This is a genomic window from Amycolatopsis anabasis (assembly GCF_009765355.1).
In the GTDB taxonomy this organism is placed as follows: Bacteria; Actinomycetota; Actinomycetes; order Mycobacteriales; family Pseudonocardiaceae; genus Amycolatopsis; species Amycolatopsis anabasis.
In genome coordinates this window covers 122,809-137,180 of record NZ_VTHK01000011.1, presented here as the reverse complement: position 1 = coordinate 137,180, position 14,372 = coordinate 122,809, and the positions used below count along the sequence as shown (strand labels likewise).

The window sequence follows — 14,372 nt, the reverse complement described above, 5'->3', positions numbered from 1 at the left end:
GCCGGTTCTTGGCCTGGTGATCGGGTGGCCGAGGTCGCGGTAGCGAGCGACCGACTCGGCGATCTGGTGCGCCGAAGATAAATCCGGCGACGTCGGTGATCATCCCCGCGATAATGGCCGACGTGGAGGAGGTCGAGGTCGTCGTCGCCCATCACGAGCGCGCGACCCTGCGCGTCGGCGACGTGTTCCTGAAGGTCGACGCTGATCAGGCGCGCACCGACGTCGAGGTCGACGCGATGGCCAGGGCGCCGATCCCGACTCCGGGGGTCCTGTGGCGGAAGCCGCCCGTGCTCGCGCTCGCCGCCCTCCCCGGGACGGCGCTCGGCCGCCTCGGCGAGCCGTCGACCGCGTCGTCTGCGGCGTGGGCCGCGGCGGGCGCCGCCGCACGGAAGCTGCACGACGCGCCGCTGCCGCCATGGCCCGGTCGCGGCCCCGACGAGATCGCCTCGCTCCTCGACGGCGAATGCGAGTGGCTCGTCACCAACGGCGTCCTTCCCACCGACGTGGTCACGCGCAACCGCCGGGTCGCCGAGGCCGCGCTCCGGCCGTGGACACCGGTGTTCACGCACGGCGACCTGCAGGTCACCCACGTGTTCGTCGACGGTGACGAGATCACCGGCGTGATCGACTGGTCCGAGGCGAGCCAGGGCGATGCCCTGTTCGACCTCGCCACCTTGACGCTGGGACACCAGGAGCACCTTGACGATGTCGTCGCCGGCTACGGCACCGACGTCGACCTCGACGTGATCCGCGCGTGGTGGTCGTTGCGAAGCTTGCTGGCGGTCCGCTGGCTGGCCGAGCACGGCTTCGACCCGTCGTCGCCGGGCTGCGAGATCGACGTGCTGAGATCGCGGCTGTGAGGCCGCACGAGCCCGACGGCTACGAGTGCCGTTCTGCCGCGTCGAGTGGGTCATCCCCTGGCGGTCGGATCGTGGAGGTCGAGCGCCGGCATCGCCACTGCGCCTTGGGCCCAGGTGTTGCGGAATCCCGGCTGGACCGCGAGGTCGACCAACTCGATCCGGGCTCCGATGCTGTCGAGACGGTGGTAGGTAAAGGAGCGACCGTAAGGGCAGGAGTCGAACTCGATCGGTGCGCCTCGAGCCACCAGGCGCTGTTTGTCCGTCATGACGTCCTCGGACCAGTAGCCGATGTGGTCGAATCGGGAACCGTCGGTCGCATCCCACGGACTGCCGGCCGGGCCCTGGATCACCTCGAAGAACGGTGGCCCCTCGACGGAGAACACGATGCGGTAGTCCCAGTCCCCGAGGGTGCCCGCGCGGACCGGACTCCAGGTCATGCCCAGAGTGCGGGTGAGGTCCCCGGTCGCCTGTCCGATGTCCTGAACTACGAAGCACAGGTGGTAGAAGGTGTTCACCCGTCCTGTCTACCGCGCTCGGGGCTCATGCCGTTCAGCGAGGTGGTCAGATGCTGGATCGCCGCCTCGATGTCCGCCGCCCGATCGCCCCCCCGGTCCGCTCGAGGTACCGCTGCCCGAACGTGTATTCGGTGTCCGCCATGACCCCTCGCACCCTGGCCAGTGGTTCGGGGAGCCCCTGCCGCTCGTAATACCGGATGGCCCGCGTCCCGGCCGCCCGGGCCTCCTCGACGTTCTTGCGCAGATTCGCTTCGGTCAGATAACTCAACGCTTGCGCGTACAGAGCCTGCTTTCCCTCGGGACCGTTCCCGACCTTTCGGCTCCGCCGGTCCACTGGTCGCTGGGACGGCCAGCCCGGTTCGCGAGCTGACCGCCCCAGCATGTATCGGGGTGCGTCAGGCGATGGTTTGGACGCGGAAGGTGGAAATTCGGGCCGTGCCACAACTGAGGTTGAAGTTGTAGGTGCCCACGGCCGGCAGAATGGCGCTGGAGACTTGCCGCCCGTCCGCGCAGTTCACGAACACCTGGATGGCGCCGGAGGTCACCTGGCAGGTGAAGGTGACGACGGTGAACGGCACCCGGCTGAAGTACCGGCAGTCGAAGACGGCGTTGATGCTCGCGTCACCGTTCTTGAGCTGCTTGCTCACGGTCTGCACCGGTGTGGAGTTGGCGGACCAGTCCCGGGCTACCGTCGCGACCTCGTTGGCCGGGGCGGCAGCGCCCGCGGTTGCGGCAGATGCGGCTACTGGCGCGAGGAAGAGGGCGGCGAACCCCAACGCCAGGATGAGCAGCGGCTTCATCGCTTTCGAGGCAAGGGATTCGGGTCCGATAAGTGGTCGACGCATAGTGCTTCTCCTCAACTGATTCGGTAAGGGGTTTTCTGACTGCGGCGAAATCATCCCGGGTGGCCGACGGGGACAGCTACGTGATTCCGCATGAATCTCGCCCGGCAGCGGGAAGATCAATTTGTCAATTCTCGCGACTCAGCGGGAACTCAGCGGGGATAAGTAGCCTCCGCGGTCTTGCCATGGGGATGGCGGGAGCGAGAGGGGAACGGAAAATGGAAGGCCTTTTCAAGTTGTTGTGGGACCGGGTCGGCAGCAACGCGCGGCGCGCCGTCGATGTCTACGTCAGCCAGCTCCCCGATTTCCGGTCGGTGGCCGAGGACGCGCGTGGCCGGGCCTCGATGCTGGACTTCGCGGTGCTGCTGCGCCGCCGGGAAGCCGAGCTCGCCTCCGATGGCGCTCCCTTCACCGACCAGGATTTGGCGGTACTGACGGCTTTTGGCGAGGAACGCGGCGCGCAGGGCGTTTCGGTGGATTCCCGGCGGCGCGTTCTCGATCTGCACGACGTGCTCACCCTGCGGGAGGTCCACGAAGCGGCCGGCTTGAACGAGGTCGACCACGTGACGGCGATGATCGGCTGGCTTTCCGTCAACGGCCTGACCGGGCAAGGCGCCTACACCCGGGGTTTCCTGAAGGGGCAGGAACGCTCGCTACCCCTGGTCAAACGGGTCCAGGACCTTGCCGGGACCTTGCTCGCGGACCGCTCGGTAGTGCCCGAGCTCGCGAAGAGCCTCAACCTGGGTCTCGCCGACCGGTATGTGGTCACGGCCGTGCGGGTCTCCGGGGTCCCGTTGCCGACGAGCCAGCGGCGGGAGGAGATCGTCGGCGCGTTGCTCAAGCGTTTTCCCGTGCCGATGACGTGGCGCGAACCCGAGGAACTGGTGGCGCTGCTTCCCCGCGGTGACACCGAAGCGTCGGAGGAACGCGCGATCTGCCTCGTCCGGGAATTCGCACAGCTGACCGGACGGCCGTGCGCGACCGGTGCCGCCACCGGGCGGGTTCGCGCGCTGGGTGACACGGTCGCGCTGGCACGCAGGATCAGCCAGGTGGCGCCCGTCGAGGCCGTGCCGCGGCGGCTGCACACCATGGCCGATGTCTTCGTCGAACTCGGTGTCGCGCAGTTGCCGCAGGTCGACGACTGGTTGCGCGGCCTCGCGCAGCGGCTGGCCGGCGGCCCCGATCTGCTGGCCACGCTGGACGCCTACTACCAGTACGACATGAACCGGTTGAACACCGCCGGGGCGCTGCACATCCACCCGAGAACGCTCGACTACCGCCTCCGGCGGGTCCGGGAACTCGCCGGAATGGAACCCGGTTCGCTGCAAGGCGTGCGCGTTCTCAGCGCCGTGGTCGCCCGCGTGCTCGCCGGACGCTGGAGCTGACCGAACACGCGCGGTTCACGCGGGGAAGGCCGATCGCGCGGAGTAGCCGAAGTCGACGGTCAGCGCCGTGCCATGGATGCCGGTGGCGCGCGGGGAGGCGAGGAACAGCGCGTGCTCGGCGATGTGTTCGGGCTGATGCACGGGGTATCCGGCGTCGGTGAAGTCGGCGCGATCGAGGTCGCCGCGGCTCATCGGCGTGTCGACGACGGACGGGCAGACGGCGTTGACGCGCACCTGACCGGCCGTTTCCACCGAGAGCGCCCGCGCCAGCTGGACCACCGCGGCCTTCGACGCGCAGTACGGGACCATCCCGGGGGCGGCGACGAGGGCCGAATCGCTCGCGACCAGCACCGCGGCGCCGTGGGGCGCGGAGCGCAGCGCGGGGAGGGCGTGTTTCAGCGTCAGGTAGGTGCCGGTGACGTTCACGGCGAAGACACGTTGCCAGTCGGCGAGGGAGGTTTGCTCCAGCCGGTTGCCGACCGGGCCGGAGACCCCGGCGCAGGTGACGACGATGTCGATGCGACCGAGGCGTTGGAGTGCCGAGCCGACGGCCGAGCGTATCGATGGCTCGTCGGTGACGTCCGTGGTGATCGCCAGTGCCGGGAGGTCGCGTCGGCGGAGGGCGTCCGCCTGTTCCCGGGCGCCTTCGCCGTCCCGATCCAGCAGCACGGGCGTCGCACCCTGCTTCGCCGCCAGGTTGGCGACCGCGGCGCCGATGCCGCTCGCGGCGCCGGTGACGAGGACGACGGCGCCGCCGAGATCCGCGGGAGTATCGACCGGGGTGAACGACTCGCCCATCTGTCTCCTCGTCGTCGTGGTGCATCCGGATTTCCAGCACCGTAAGGGGGCTCGGCGCCGTGCACCTAGGACACCCGCGCACAGGACTTGTCCACGGCGGATCCCGCCGAATAGGGAAAACGAGAAAGAGCGCCGAGACCGCGTTCTCGATGGAGGAGAAATGGTGCGGGCGAGGAGATTCCTTTCCCTGCCCCCTTCAACATATAGCGGACTGGGGGACTTGCGGCAAGGCCCGGGTCGTGCCGCAGAATTCGTCGGCCGAAAGTCAGTACCTGCGGAAATGGGGAGTTGCGAAGTGCGTGTGTTGATGACGACGTGGGGATCGCGCGGGGACGTCGAACCGTTGGCAGGGCTCGCGGTGGCGTTGCGGGAACTCGGCGCCCAGGCGCGGGTGTGCGCGCCACCGGACGAGGATTTCGCGGCGTTGCTGGGGCGCGCCGATGTGCCGCTGGTGCCGCTCGGCCCGACGGTGCGCTCGGTGGTCGCCAACCCGAAGCCACCGACGGCGGAAGACGCGTTCCGGCTCGCGCCCGAACTGGTCGCCGCGCGGTTCGCCACGCTCACGGCGGTGGCCGAGGGGTGTGACGTGCTGCTGGCGACCGGCCTGCTGCCGGCCGGTGCCCGGGACGTGGCCGAGAAGCTGGGCATCCGCTACGTGTTCGCGTGCTTCCAGAGCTTCGGACTGCCGTCGCGGCACCGCCCTCCACTGGGGCGGCCGGGCTTGTCCCAGCAGGGCGAGACCGACAACCGGGTGCTGTGGGAGCGGGACGCCCAGGCGGTGAACGCCTTGTACGGCAAGGCGGTCAACCGCCATCGGGCGGCGATCGGCCTGCCGCCGGTGGACAACGTCCGCGACTACGTCTTCACCGGCCGGCCGTGGCTGGCGGCGGACGCGACGCTGTGCCCGCCGGAGGACATCACGGATCTCGACGTCGTGCGGACCGGGGCGTGGATCCTGCCCGACGACCGCCCGCTCCCGGACGAGCTGGAGGCGTTCCTGGACGCCGGTGAACCACCGGTGTACGTGGGCTTCGGCAGCATGGCCGCGCACGCCCCGAAGGCCATCGCCCGGGTGGCCATCGAGGCGGTCCGCGCGCGGGGCCGCCGGGTCGTCCTCGGCCGCGGCTGGGCCGAACTGGTCCCGATCGACGACGCCGACGACTGCTTCGTCGTCGGCGAGGTCAACCAGCAGGCCCTGTTCCGCCGGGTGGCCGCCGTCGTGCACCACGGCGGCGCGGGCACCACGACGACCGCCGCGCGAGCGGGCGCGCCCCAGGTGGTGGTGCCCCAGATCGCGGACCAGCCGTGCTGGGCCGCCCGCGTGGCCGAGCTGGGCATCGGCGTGGCACATCAGGGCTCGACGCCGACCTTCGACTCCCTGTCCGCCGCGCTCACCACGGCCCTGAGCCCCGAGACCCGGGCGCGCGCCAGGGCCGTGGCCGGCACGATCCGCACCGACGGGGCGACGGTGGCCGCGAAGCTGCTCCTCGAAACGGCCAATCCGGAATCGGCTTCGGGTGCCTTCGTGGCGTAGTGCCGCCGGAAGCCAGAACCCGCGGAACAGGTGGGGCCGGTGCGGTACCGCACCGGCCACCGCCGTTACGCGAGGCGCGCCTGCAGGCCGTCGAGGATTCGCTCGAGCCCGTAGGCGAACTTGTCCTCCCGCACCCCAGCGGCGGATCCGCGGGCCCTGGCCTCGGCGTACAGCTGCCGCAGCCGCGGGTACTCCTGGGACGCCTCCTCGGCGATGGGAAGGATGCTCCGCAGGTGCTCCTCCTCGTCCTCGCCGGTGCGGGAGAGCCGGTTCACCGTCGCCGCCTCCGTCGACGCGATGCCCATGACGTAGACGGAGACGGTGGTCCAGGCCAGGTCCGCCTCCGCCAGCGAGAACCCGCCCGCCACGAACAAGGCGAGCACCTGGTCGGACACGCGCATCATCTTCGGTCCGAGGTAACTGAGCCCGACCGCGTCGATCACCGAGGCGAACCACGGGTGCCGCAGGAACGTCGACCGCAGGCTGTGGGCGATCCCGGCCACGGCGTCGCGCCAGGCCGCGGGGTCGTCGATCTCCGGCACCTCGATCTCGCCGTAGACCTCGTCGATCACCAGCTCGATCAGCTCGTCCTTGTTGGTCACGTGCCAGTAGACGGCGGTGGCGACGGCGCCGAGCTCGGTGCCGAGCTTGCGCATGCTGAGGCCGTCGACGCCTTCGGCGTCGAGTAGCCGGAGAGCCCCGGCGACGATCTGCTCGCGGGTCAGGGACGGCTGGTCGCGCCTGCGCCGTCGCGGCCGGGTCCACACAGAGGAGCCCTCTGCCTGCATAGCGTCCTCCTCGGAAGTCATGCACAGCGTACAGGACAGCTGCACGGTGTTCTGCTAACTTGAACACCGTGCAGCTAACTGCACACTGTTCAGTAGAGGAGATTCGCATGACCTTCGACATGGATCATTGGCAGCCTCGGCTCGACGAGCTGCGCGAGGCCAACCACGTTCCGGGCGCGGGGCTCGCCGTGCTCGTCGACGGCGCGGTGCACGAGCTGGCCAGTGGCGTGCTGCACCGCGGCACGGGCGTGCCGGTGACGACGGATTCGGTGTTCCAGCTCGGATCCGTCGCCAAGATCTACACCTCGACACAGGTGATGCAGCTCGTCGACGAAGGCCTGCTCGACCTCGACGCGCCGATCAAGGACGTGCTGCCGGACTTCGCGGTCGCCGACCCCGAGGTGACCAAGACGGTCACGGCCCGCCAGCTGCTCAGCCACACCAGCGGCATCAGCGGCGACTTCTACTACGACTCGGGGCGCGGCGACGACTGCCTGGCCCGCTATCTGGAGGCGGTGGAGCGGGTGGGCCAGGACTGCCCGCCCGGCCTGATGGTCTCCTACAGCCCGACCGGGTACATGATCCTCGGCCGCCTCATCGAGGTGCTCACCGGCCAGATCTGGGACGTCGCGCTGCGGGAGCGGCTGCTCGAGCCGCTCGGCGCCAAGCACACCGTGACGCTGCCGGAGGACGCGCTGCGGTTCAACGCCGCGATGAGCCACCTCGGCGAACCCGGGCGGATGCCGGACCCGGCGCCGGCCTGGAACCCGATGCCGCGCGCCAGCGGGCCCAACGGTTTCGTCGTCGCCAGCGCCGGTGACGTGGTCAAGCTCGCCCGGCTGCACCTCAACGGGGGCACGGCCGCCGACGGCACCAGGGTGCTGAGCGCGGAGAGCGTGGCCGCGATGCAGCGGCGGCAGATGGACGTGCCGGACAAGTGGACGGTCAGCGCCGACGGGTGGGGTCTGGGCTGGACGCTGTACGACTGGCACGGCGTGGCCGGGTACGGCCACGACGGCTCGGCCATCGGGCAGTACGCCTACCTGCGCGTCGTCCCCTCGGCCGGAGTCGCCGTCGCGCTGGTCACCAACGGGGGTGGCGCGCACCCGCTCTACGCCGCCCTGTTCCGCGAACTGCTCGGCGAACTGGCCGGGGTGCGGATGCCGGAACCCTTCGGCCCGGCCGCCCGGCCGCCGGTCGTCGACATGACCCCGCTGCTGGGCACCTACCGGCGCGAGGGCGTGGTCATCACGGTCACCCCCGGGCACCTGCGCTACGAGTTCGTCGACACCTTCAAGGACCTGCCGCCGCTCGAGGCCGAGCTGGTCCCGGTCTCCGGCACCGTCTTCGCCGCGTCCGCTCCCGGATTCAGCGAGGACTGGATGCCCGTCATCTTCACCACCCTCCCGGACGGGGCCGGATGCTGCTACGTCGGCATGCGCGCCGCCCCCAAGGTCGCCTGATCCCTCGAGCTGACGACTACCGCGGCGGGGAGGCCGTCGCGTCCCAGGTGCCGGGGGTGATTCCGGTTTCGCGGAGGACGACCTTGCGGATCTTGCCGTTTTCGGTCATCGGCAAGGTTTCGGCGAAACGGATGTAGCGGGGGAGCGCGAAGCGGGCGAGCCGAGGTCGCAGGAACGCGATCAGGTCCTCCGGCGGGAGGGCCGAGCCGGGTCGCGGCACGATGCACGCCATCACCTCGTCCTCGGCCATCTCGGACGGGACCGCGTAAACGGCGACCTGTGCGACGGCCGGGTGCTGGGCGATGGCCTGCTCGACCTCGAACGAGGAGATGTTCTCGCCGCGGCGGCGGATGGCGTCCTTGATGCGGTCGAGGAAGCGGTACCAGCCGTCCGCGTCGCGCACCACGCGGTCGCCGGTGTGGAACCACAGGTTGCGCCAGGCTTCGACGGTCTTCTCGGGCATGGCGAAGTAACCGGTGGCGAACGAGAACGGTTCGGTGTGGCGCAGGATCAGCTCCCCCGGGGTCCCGTCGGGGACCGGCTGGTCCTGCTCGTCCACGACCCGCGCGTCGAAGCCGGGCAGCACCTTGCCCAGGTACCCCGGCCGCTGGCGCCCCGCGGGGGCGCTGATGGTCATATTGGTTTCGGTCGAGCCGTAGCCCTCGAGCAAGGTGATTCCGAAACGCTCGCGGAAAGGGATGTGCAGGTTCGCGGGGGTGGCGGGGGAGAGCGCGATCCTGATCCGGTGCGCGCGGTCGTGCTCGCCCGGCTCGCGCCGGTACAGGATGTTGATCATCGCGCCGAGCAGGTAGGTCACCGTCGCCCCGGTGGCGGTGGCTTCGGTCCAGAAGCGGGATGCGGAGAACCGCGCGCCGAGCACGAAGGTCGCGCCGTTGATCAGCGCTTGGACGAACGCGGTGAGCGCGTTCATGTGGAACAGCGGCAGCACGGTGAACAGCACGTCGTCCTCGCCGATCGTCAGGTGATCCCCGACGATGACGCCGTACCAGTAGAGCTGGGCGTGCGGGCAGCAGACTCCCTTGGGCAGTCCGGTCGTGCCGGAGGTGTAGAGGATGACCGCGGTGTCCCCGGGCCGCACGTCCGCCGCCGGGACGGGGTCGCCGGCCGCGGGGATCGGGCGCACCGGGTACGGCCGCCGCGGCTGCCGCGCCCCCTCGCTACCGGGGAAGAGCCACACCTGCTCCAGGGTGCCGGGTGCGTCGACGTGGTCGAGCACGTCGAGCAGTTCCGGTTCGAGCACCAGCACCCGGGCGCCGGAGTTGGCCAGGCCGTGGCGCAGCCCGTCCCCGCGCACCGCCACGTTGAGCGGCACCACGATGACGCCGAGCCAGGCGCAGCCGAGCATGAGATCGAGCAGCTCGAGCCGGTTCCCGGACAGGGTGGCGACCCGGTCGCCGCGCCGGAGCCCGGCGGCGGTGAGCATCCCGGCGGTGCGGGCCGCCGCGTCGCGCACCTCGCGGTAGCTGAGCACCACGTCACCGACGCGCACCAGCGGCTTGTCGCCGTACCGCTCGGCCTGGCGCTCCAGCAGGGCGGGCAGCGTCTGCCGCGCGAAAGGCAGTGGGAGGACCGCCTGCCCCGCGGCCGGATCCGGGACGTAGGCGACCGGCTCGGGTGAGCTGGTGTCCGGTGTGGAGGTCAGGCGCACCTCGTCACCCGGCTCGACCTGAGCGCCCGCGGGGAACGAGGCCACCACGATCGGGCCCAGTTCGGTGCGGACCGAGGCCAGCGTCCGCTCACCGGTAGTCGTGAGTTCTTCGATCACACCGTGTCGCGCCGGGGCGGCGGTGAGGTCGTCGCGGTGACACCGGGGGCAGGCGTCGCGGCGGGGGAAGTGCACCGCACCGCAGGACCGGCAGCGGGACAGGTGGATTCCGGTCATGGCACTCGCTCCAGGATCGCGAGATTGGCGCAGGCGCCGTAGCGGTAGAGCACCATTCCGTACCCGGTGACCGCGGCGAACCGGGCGCGCTCGACCTGGCGGCGATCGGCGCGGCCGCGAAGCTGGGTGACGGCTTCGACCAGTCCGTGCAGCCCGGCCGCCGCCCCGGCCTGCCCCGCCGACAGCTGCCCGCCGGAGGTGTTGAGCGGCAACCGCCCGGCGCCGATCCGCTCCGCCAGCAGCCGCCGCGGGTCGCCGTCCGGAACGAACCCGAGATCGGCGAGCTGGATCAGCACCATGACCGGGTAGTCGTCGTACACCGACCACACGTCCACCTCCGCCGGGCCGATCCCGGCGACCGACCACAGCTCGGGTGCGATCTGGGCGAGTCCCGTGCTCAGGCCGTCCCCGGTCTGGTCGTCGTGGTTGATCACGCCGCCGACGCCGAGCACCTCGGCCGCGGCGCCGTCGCGGAGCCGGTCCCGGGTGGTGACGACGATCGCGTCGGCGCCGGTGACCGGTGGCACGCAGTCGAAGCGGTGCAGCGGGGGCGCGACCGCGGGTGCGGCGAGGTACTCCTCGAGGGACAGCGGCGTTCGGTACACCGCCCCGGGATTGAGCGCGGCCCACGCGCGTTGCGCGATCGGGATGTGCGCGTAGTCCGCGCGGCCCAGGCCGTGCCGGGCCATGTGCCGTTGGGTGAGCATGGCGAACAGGGGATTGGGGCCGGGCATCGGCAGCGGGGTGAGGTGGTCGCGGGTGGCGGTGTTGTATTCGGCCACCAGCGCGGCGAAGGCGTCGCCGGTCATCCGGTCTCCCGCGGCCACCACGACGACCTCGGCGTCACCGGCCCGCACCGCGCGCACGGCGTGCTGGAGCATGTTGAGCGCGCTGGCGCCGCCGTTGGTGTCCTCCATGATCCACCGCAGCCGCAACCCCATCCGCCAGGCGAGATCCACCGCGTGATCCGGGCGCAGCGTGAAGCTGCTGACCGCGAACCCGTCGACAGCACCGAGTTCGAGCCCGGCATCGGCTACCGCGCGCCGCACCGCGTCGACGAGCACCGCCGGAGTCGTCCGCGACGCGGCCGGGTGCCGGGTGTACGGCGACTCGGCGGCTCCGGCCACCACCACAGCATCTCGCGGGGCCATGAGCGCGAGTATTTCATGACGATCTACTCATCTTCGGCTCATCGTGCTGCCATCCGGTCCGGCGAAGCTAGCGGGCATGACGACCTCACACCGTGCCTCGTTCCTGCTCGTGACCACCGGCGTCCTCGGCGTGCTGCTCGGGGCGTGCTCGGGCGGCGCGGACCCCGCGCCCGCCGCACCCGCGCCGCTACCGGCCGCCGCCCCGCGGACCGCACCCGGCCTCCCGCCGTCGGCCGGTCAGCCGATGAGTTCGCCGCAGCCCGTGTCCTTCCCGCACAGCGAGCTGGATGCCGACGACCAGTTCGGCGACGGCGCCCGCGTGCTGATCGAGGAAACCGAGTTGCCGGTGACCGGCCACGTCGCCGTCTACGACCAAGCGGGGACCGTGCTCGGCTCCGCGCCGGTGCGGCCGGGCGCGCACCGCGGTGCCGCGGTCACGCTCGAACCCGCGCTGCGGAAGGGCACCCACTCCTTGCGTGCCGTGCTGACCGTCGACGACGGCGACGGGAAGTACGACCCCGCCCACGACGCGCCGGTGCGCGACGACGGCACCGACAACGACCTCGAAGACGACCAATTCCTTTACACCGTGGGCTGATCACCGCGTTGAGCGGTGCTTCCCGGTTCGCCGCACCAGATCTTGGGCCGCGTCCGGCCAGTGCGGGAAGTCGAAGGAGAAACCCGCGCCGAGGAGCCGGCCGGGCGTGACCCTTCGGCTTTTCAGCAGCAGTTCGGTGTCGGAGCGCAGGACGAAAGCGCCGAGTTCGGCCATCCACTTGGTCGCCGGCAGTCCAATCGGGACGCCCCGCGCGGCGCGGAGTGTGCGCATGAATTCGCGGTGCGGCAGGGGATCGGGTGCGGCGAGGTTGATCGGTCCGTGCAGATCGTCCCGCTCCAGCAGGAATTCGACCGCCCGGACCATGTCCTGGTCGTGGATCCAGGAGACGTACTGGGCGCCGCCGGCGACCGGGCCGCCGAGGCCGAGCCGAACCATCTGGAGCAGGACGTCGAAGATCCCGCCGCGATCGGGGCTCATCACCATGGCTGTCCTGAGCGCGACCTTGCGCGTGTGCGGCGTGGCGGCCTGCTGCTGGGCCTGTTCCCACGCTTTGGCGATGTCGACGCTGAAGGCCCAGTAAGCGGGAACCTCGGTTTCCGCGCCGCCGAGGACGCCGGTCGCCTCGTCGTTGGGTGCGTCGAAGCGGTGCGCGTAGATCGTGGCGGTGCTCATCTGCAGCCACACCTTCGGCGGGCTCGCGGCACGCTCGATCGCCGCCCCCACGGCGCGGGTGGACTCCACCCGCGAGTTCATCATCTCCCGCAGGTTTGCCGAGGTGTAGCGGCAACTCACGCTGCGGCCCGCCAGGTTGATCACCGCGTCGCAGCCGTCGAGTTCGGCGACCCACGCCCCCGCGGTGCGGCCGTCCCAGCGGACGCGACGGACCCCCGCCCCCAGCCCGAGGTCGTCTCGGCGGCTCAGCACCACCACGTCATGACCGGCCTCGGCCAGCGCCCGGCTCAGGAATCCGCCGATGTGCCCGGTGCCCCCGGGTAGCACGACCTTCATGAACGCCCCCCGTCATCCACGCCCTGTTCGGCGAATCGACCGTAGCACCGGCGCGGGTTCGCAATACGGCCCGCGCGGCTGAAGGTGAGCGACGTCGCGGAGCGCGGGATAATCGCCGCGGACGAAGGGGGATCAGGGATGACGGGTACGGCCGGGGCTCGGCGGGCGGGGGTGCGTCTGTCGGTTTTGGACACCTCGCCGATCGTGGAAGGCGCCACCGCACGACAGGCGCTCCACCGGACGGTCGACCTCGCGAGGCTGGCCGAGGGGCTGGGCTTCCACCGGTATTGGGTGCCCGAGCACCACAGCATGCGCGGGGTGGCCAGTTCCGCCCCCGCGGTGCTGATCGGCCACCTGGCGAACGCGACCCGGCGGCTGCGCGTCGGCGCCGGCGGGGTGCTGCTGCCCAACCACGCGCCGATCGTGATCGCCGAGCAGTTCGGCACGCTGGAAGCATTCCACCCGGGACGGATCGACCTCGGACTCGGCCGCGCTCCGGGCGGGCCTCCCGCGGCCGTCGACGCCGTCCGCGGCGAACCCGAGCGCACCGCGAAGCCCTTCGCCGGGCAACTCGGCGAGCTGCTGGGCTACTTCGCGCCGGCCGAGGACGCGCGGGTGACGGCGATCCCCGCCATCGGCAACGCGCCGCCGATCTGGCTGCTCGGCTCCTCGCCCGCCAGCGCCCAGCTGGCCGGGGAACGCGGCCTTCCCTACGCCTTCGCGCACCATCTCCGCCCGGCCAATGCGGTGGAGGCCGTGCGCGCCTACCACGCGGCATTCCGGCCCTCGGTCCACGCCGCGGCGCCGGTGCTGCTGGTCAGCGTGTCCGTCATCGCCGCGGACACCGACGAGCGCGCCGAGTGGCTGGCCGGTTCCACCCGGCTGAAGGTCCTCAGCCGGGTGCGGGGCAACCGGATTCGCCTGCCGAGCCCGGAGGACGCCGCGGCCTATCCGTATACCGACGACGACCGCGCCGAAATCGCCGCACGTTCCGGCAGCGTCCTCACCGGCTCCCCGGAGACCGTGGCCAAGAACCTGCAAACCGTGCTCGACGACACCGGCGCCGGTGAGCTGATGGTGACCACCCCGGTCTACCACCACGCCGACCGGCGCCGGTCCTACGAACTCGTCGCCGGGATCGCCGACCGGCTGCGGCCACCCGGGAAAGACTGAGCCACGATCAGCACGTCAGAAGTTGATGTACCGCTCCAGCCGCAAGGGTCGCGACCGGCCTGCCACGTGGACGTCGGCCGAGAGGTTGAACATCCCCCAGGCCGAGGTCCGCAGCCCGAAGTTCGTTGCCCGGTCGGTGACCTCGCGGTCCAGTTCGCGATCGTCGTCTCCCACGAGGAAGACGTGGATGCTGTGGTACCGGTAGCTTCCCCGGTCCGAGGCGCCGGCCTCGAAGGAAGCGCCCTGCGCCACGCGACTGGCGACGATGTCGGCGAGCCCGCGGAGCGACCCGCGGAACCGGAACGCCAGCACCGCGACGAGCACCGGCCAGACCAGGCTTTGGAACAGCGGTATCCAGTCGCGCACCGGCGGGGACCGTAGCGGTAGCCGGTG

Annotated in this window: 15 protein-coding genes; 6 read left to right on the top strand and 9 right to left on the bottom strand. The window is 71.0% G+C overall.

Annotation, left to right across the window (positions count from 1 at the left end):
• The first annotated feature begins 113 nt into the window (after window positions 1-113).
• A complete protein-coding gene (locus FXO23_RS16975; RefSeq protein ID WP_179956794.1) occupies window positions 114-860 on the top strand; it encodes a phosphotransferase family protein in 747 nt (248 codons plus the stop codon).
• 50 nt (window positions 861-910) lie between these two features.
• On the opposite strand, the gene FXO23_RS16970 is transcribed toward FXO23_RS16975, so the two are convergent.
• From FXO23_RS16970 to FXO23_RS16960, 3 genes are all read right to left on the bottom strand, one after another.
• The gene (locus FXO23_RS16970) at window positions 911-1,375 is read right to left on the bottom strand and encodes a VOC family protein (RefSeq protein WP_158885912.1); all 465 of its coding nucleotides are present in this window, start codon (window positions 1,373-1,375) and stop codon (window positions 911-913) included.
• A 46-nt stretch (window positions 1,376-1,421) separates the two neighbouring features.
• Complete coding sequence (locus FXO23_RS16965; RefSeq protein WP_158885910.1) at window positions 1,422-1,643, bottom strand: hypothetical protein; 222 nt, start codon at window positions 1,641-1,643, stop codon at window positions 1,422-1,424.
• A gap of 127 nt (window positions 1,644-1,770) precedes the next feature.
• The gene (locus tag FXO23_RS16960) at window positions 1,771-2,175 is read right to left on the bottom strand and encodes a hypothetical protein (RefSeq protein WP_158885908.1); all 405 of its coding nucleotides are present in this window, start codon (window positions 2,173-2,175) and stop codon (window positions 1,771-1,773) included.
• A 260-nt stretch (window positions 2,176-2,435) separates the two neighbouring features.
• On the opposite strand from FXO23_RS16960, the gene FXO23_RS16955 reads away from it, so the two are divergent.
• The gene (locus FXO23_RS16955; RefSeq protein ID WP_158885906.1) at window positions 2,436-3,602 is read left to right on the top strand and encodes a PucR family transcriptional regulator; all 1,167 of its coding nucleotides are present in this window, start codon (window positions 2,436-2,438) and stop codon (window positions 3,600-3,602) included.
• Between the two features lie 15 nt (window positions 3,603-3,617).
• On the opposite strand, the gene FXO23_RS16950 is transcribed toward FXO23_RS16955, so the two are convergent.
• On the bottom strand, window positions 3,618-4,400 hold the full coding sequence (locus tag FXO23_RS16950) for an SDR family NAD(P)-dependent oxidoreductase (RefSeq protein WP_158885904.1): 783 nt from the start codon (window positions 4,398-4,400) through the stop codon (window positions 3,618-3,620).
• A gap of 295 nt (window positions 4,401-4,695) precedes the next feature.
• On the opposite strand from FXO23_RS16950, the gene FXO23_RS16945 reads away from it, so the two are divergent.
• Window positions 4,696-5,934 carry a glycosyltransferase gene (locus tag FXO23_RS16945; protein ID WP_246257370.1) on the top strand — a complete coding sequence of 413 codons (1,239 nt, stop codon included), beginning with the start codon at window positions 4,696-4,698 and terminating at the stop codon, window positions 5,932-5,934.
• 65 nt (window positions 5,935-5,999) lie between these two features.
• Here FXO23_RS16945 and FXO23_RS16940 read toward each other — a convergent pair whose 3' ends face one another.
• On the bottom strand, window positions 6,000-6,722 hold the full coding sequence (locus tag FXO23_RS16940; RefSeq protein ID WP_246257367.1) for a TetR/AcrR family transcriptional regulator: 723 nt from the start codon (window positions 6,720-6,722) through the stop codon (window positions 6,000-6,002).
• A 107-nt stretch (window positions 6,723-6,829) separates the two neighbouring features.
• On the opposite strand from FXO23_RS16940, the gene FXO23_RS16935 reads away from it, so the two are divergent.
• On the top strand, window positions 6,830-8,185 hold the full coding sequence (locus tag FXO23_RS16935) for a serine hydrolase domain-containing protein (RefSeq protein WP_158885898.1): 1,356 nt from the start codon (window positions 6,830-6,832) through the stop codon (window positions 8,183-8,185).
• A 16-nt stretch (window positions 8,186-8,201) separates the two neighbouring features.
• Here the strand turns inward: FXO23_RS16935 and FXO23_RS16930 are convergent, their stop codons facing one another.
• Both FXO23_RS16930 and FXO23_RS16925 read right to left on the bottom strand, forming a co-directional pair.
• Entirely contained in the window at window positions 8,202-10,088 is a 1,887-nt protein-coding gene (locus FXO23_RS16930; RefSeq protein ID WP_158885896.1) for an ATP-dependent acyl-CoA ligase, read from the bottom strand.
• Window positions 10,085-11,239 (bottom strand): thiolase family protein, encoded by a 1,155-nt coding sequence (locus FXO23_RS16925; RefSeq protein WP_158885894.1) that lies wholly within the window; start codon window positions 11,237-11,239, stop codon window positions 10,085-10,087. The genes FXO23_RS16930 and FXO23_RS16925 overlap by 4 nt, the downstream gene beginning before the upstream one ends.
• Window positions 11,240-11,315: 76 nt before the next feature.
• On the opposite strand from FXO23_RS16925, the gene FXO23_RS16920 reads away from it, so the two are divergent.
• On the top strand, window positions 11,316-11,837 hold the full coding sequence (locus FXO23_RS16920; RefSeq protein ID WP_158885892.1) for a DUF7282 domain-containing protein: 522 nt from the start codon (window positions 11,316-11,318) through the stop codon (window positions 11,835-11,837).
• On the opposite strand, the gene FXO23_RS16915 is transcribed toward FXO23_RS16920, so the two are convergent.
• Window positions 11,838-12,806, bottom strand: coding sequence for a TIGR01777 family oxidoreductase (locus FXO23_RS16915; RefSeq protein ID WP_158885890.1), 969 nt, complete (start codon window positions 12,804-12,806; stop codon window positions 11,838-11,840).
• Between the two features lie 138 nt (window positions 12,807-12,944).
• Between FXO23_RS16915 and FXO23_RS16910 the strand changes: the two genes are divergently transcribed.
• A complete protein-coding gene (locus FXO23_RS16910) occupies window positions 12,945-13,979 on the top strand; it encodes an LLM class flavin-dependent oxidoreductase (RefSeq protein ID WP_158885888.1) in 1,035 nt (344 codons plus the stop codon).
• Between the two features lie 15 nt (window positions 13,980-13,994).
• Here the strand turns inward: FXO23_RS16910 and FXO23_RS16905 are convergent, their stop codons facing one another.
• Window positions 13,995-14,345 carry a pYEATS domain-containing protein gene (locus FXO23_RS16905; protein WP_158885886.1) on the bottom strand — a complete coding sequence of 117 codons (351 nt, stop codon included), beginning with the start codon at window positions 14,343-14,345 and terminating at the stop codon, window positions 13,995-13,997.
• Window positions 14,346-14,372: the final 27 nt, after the last annotated feature.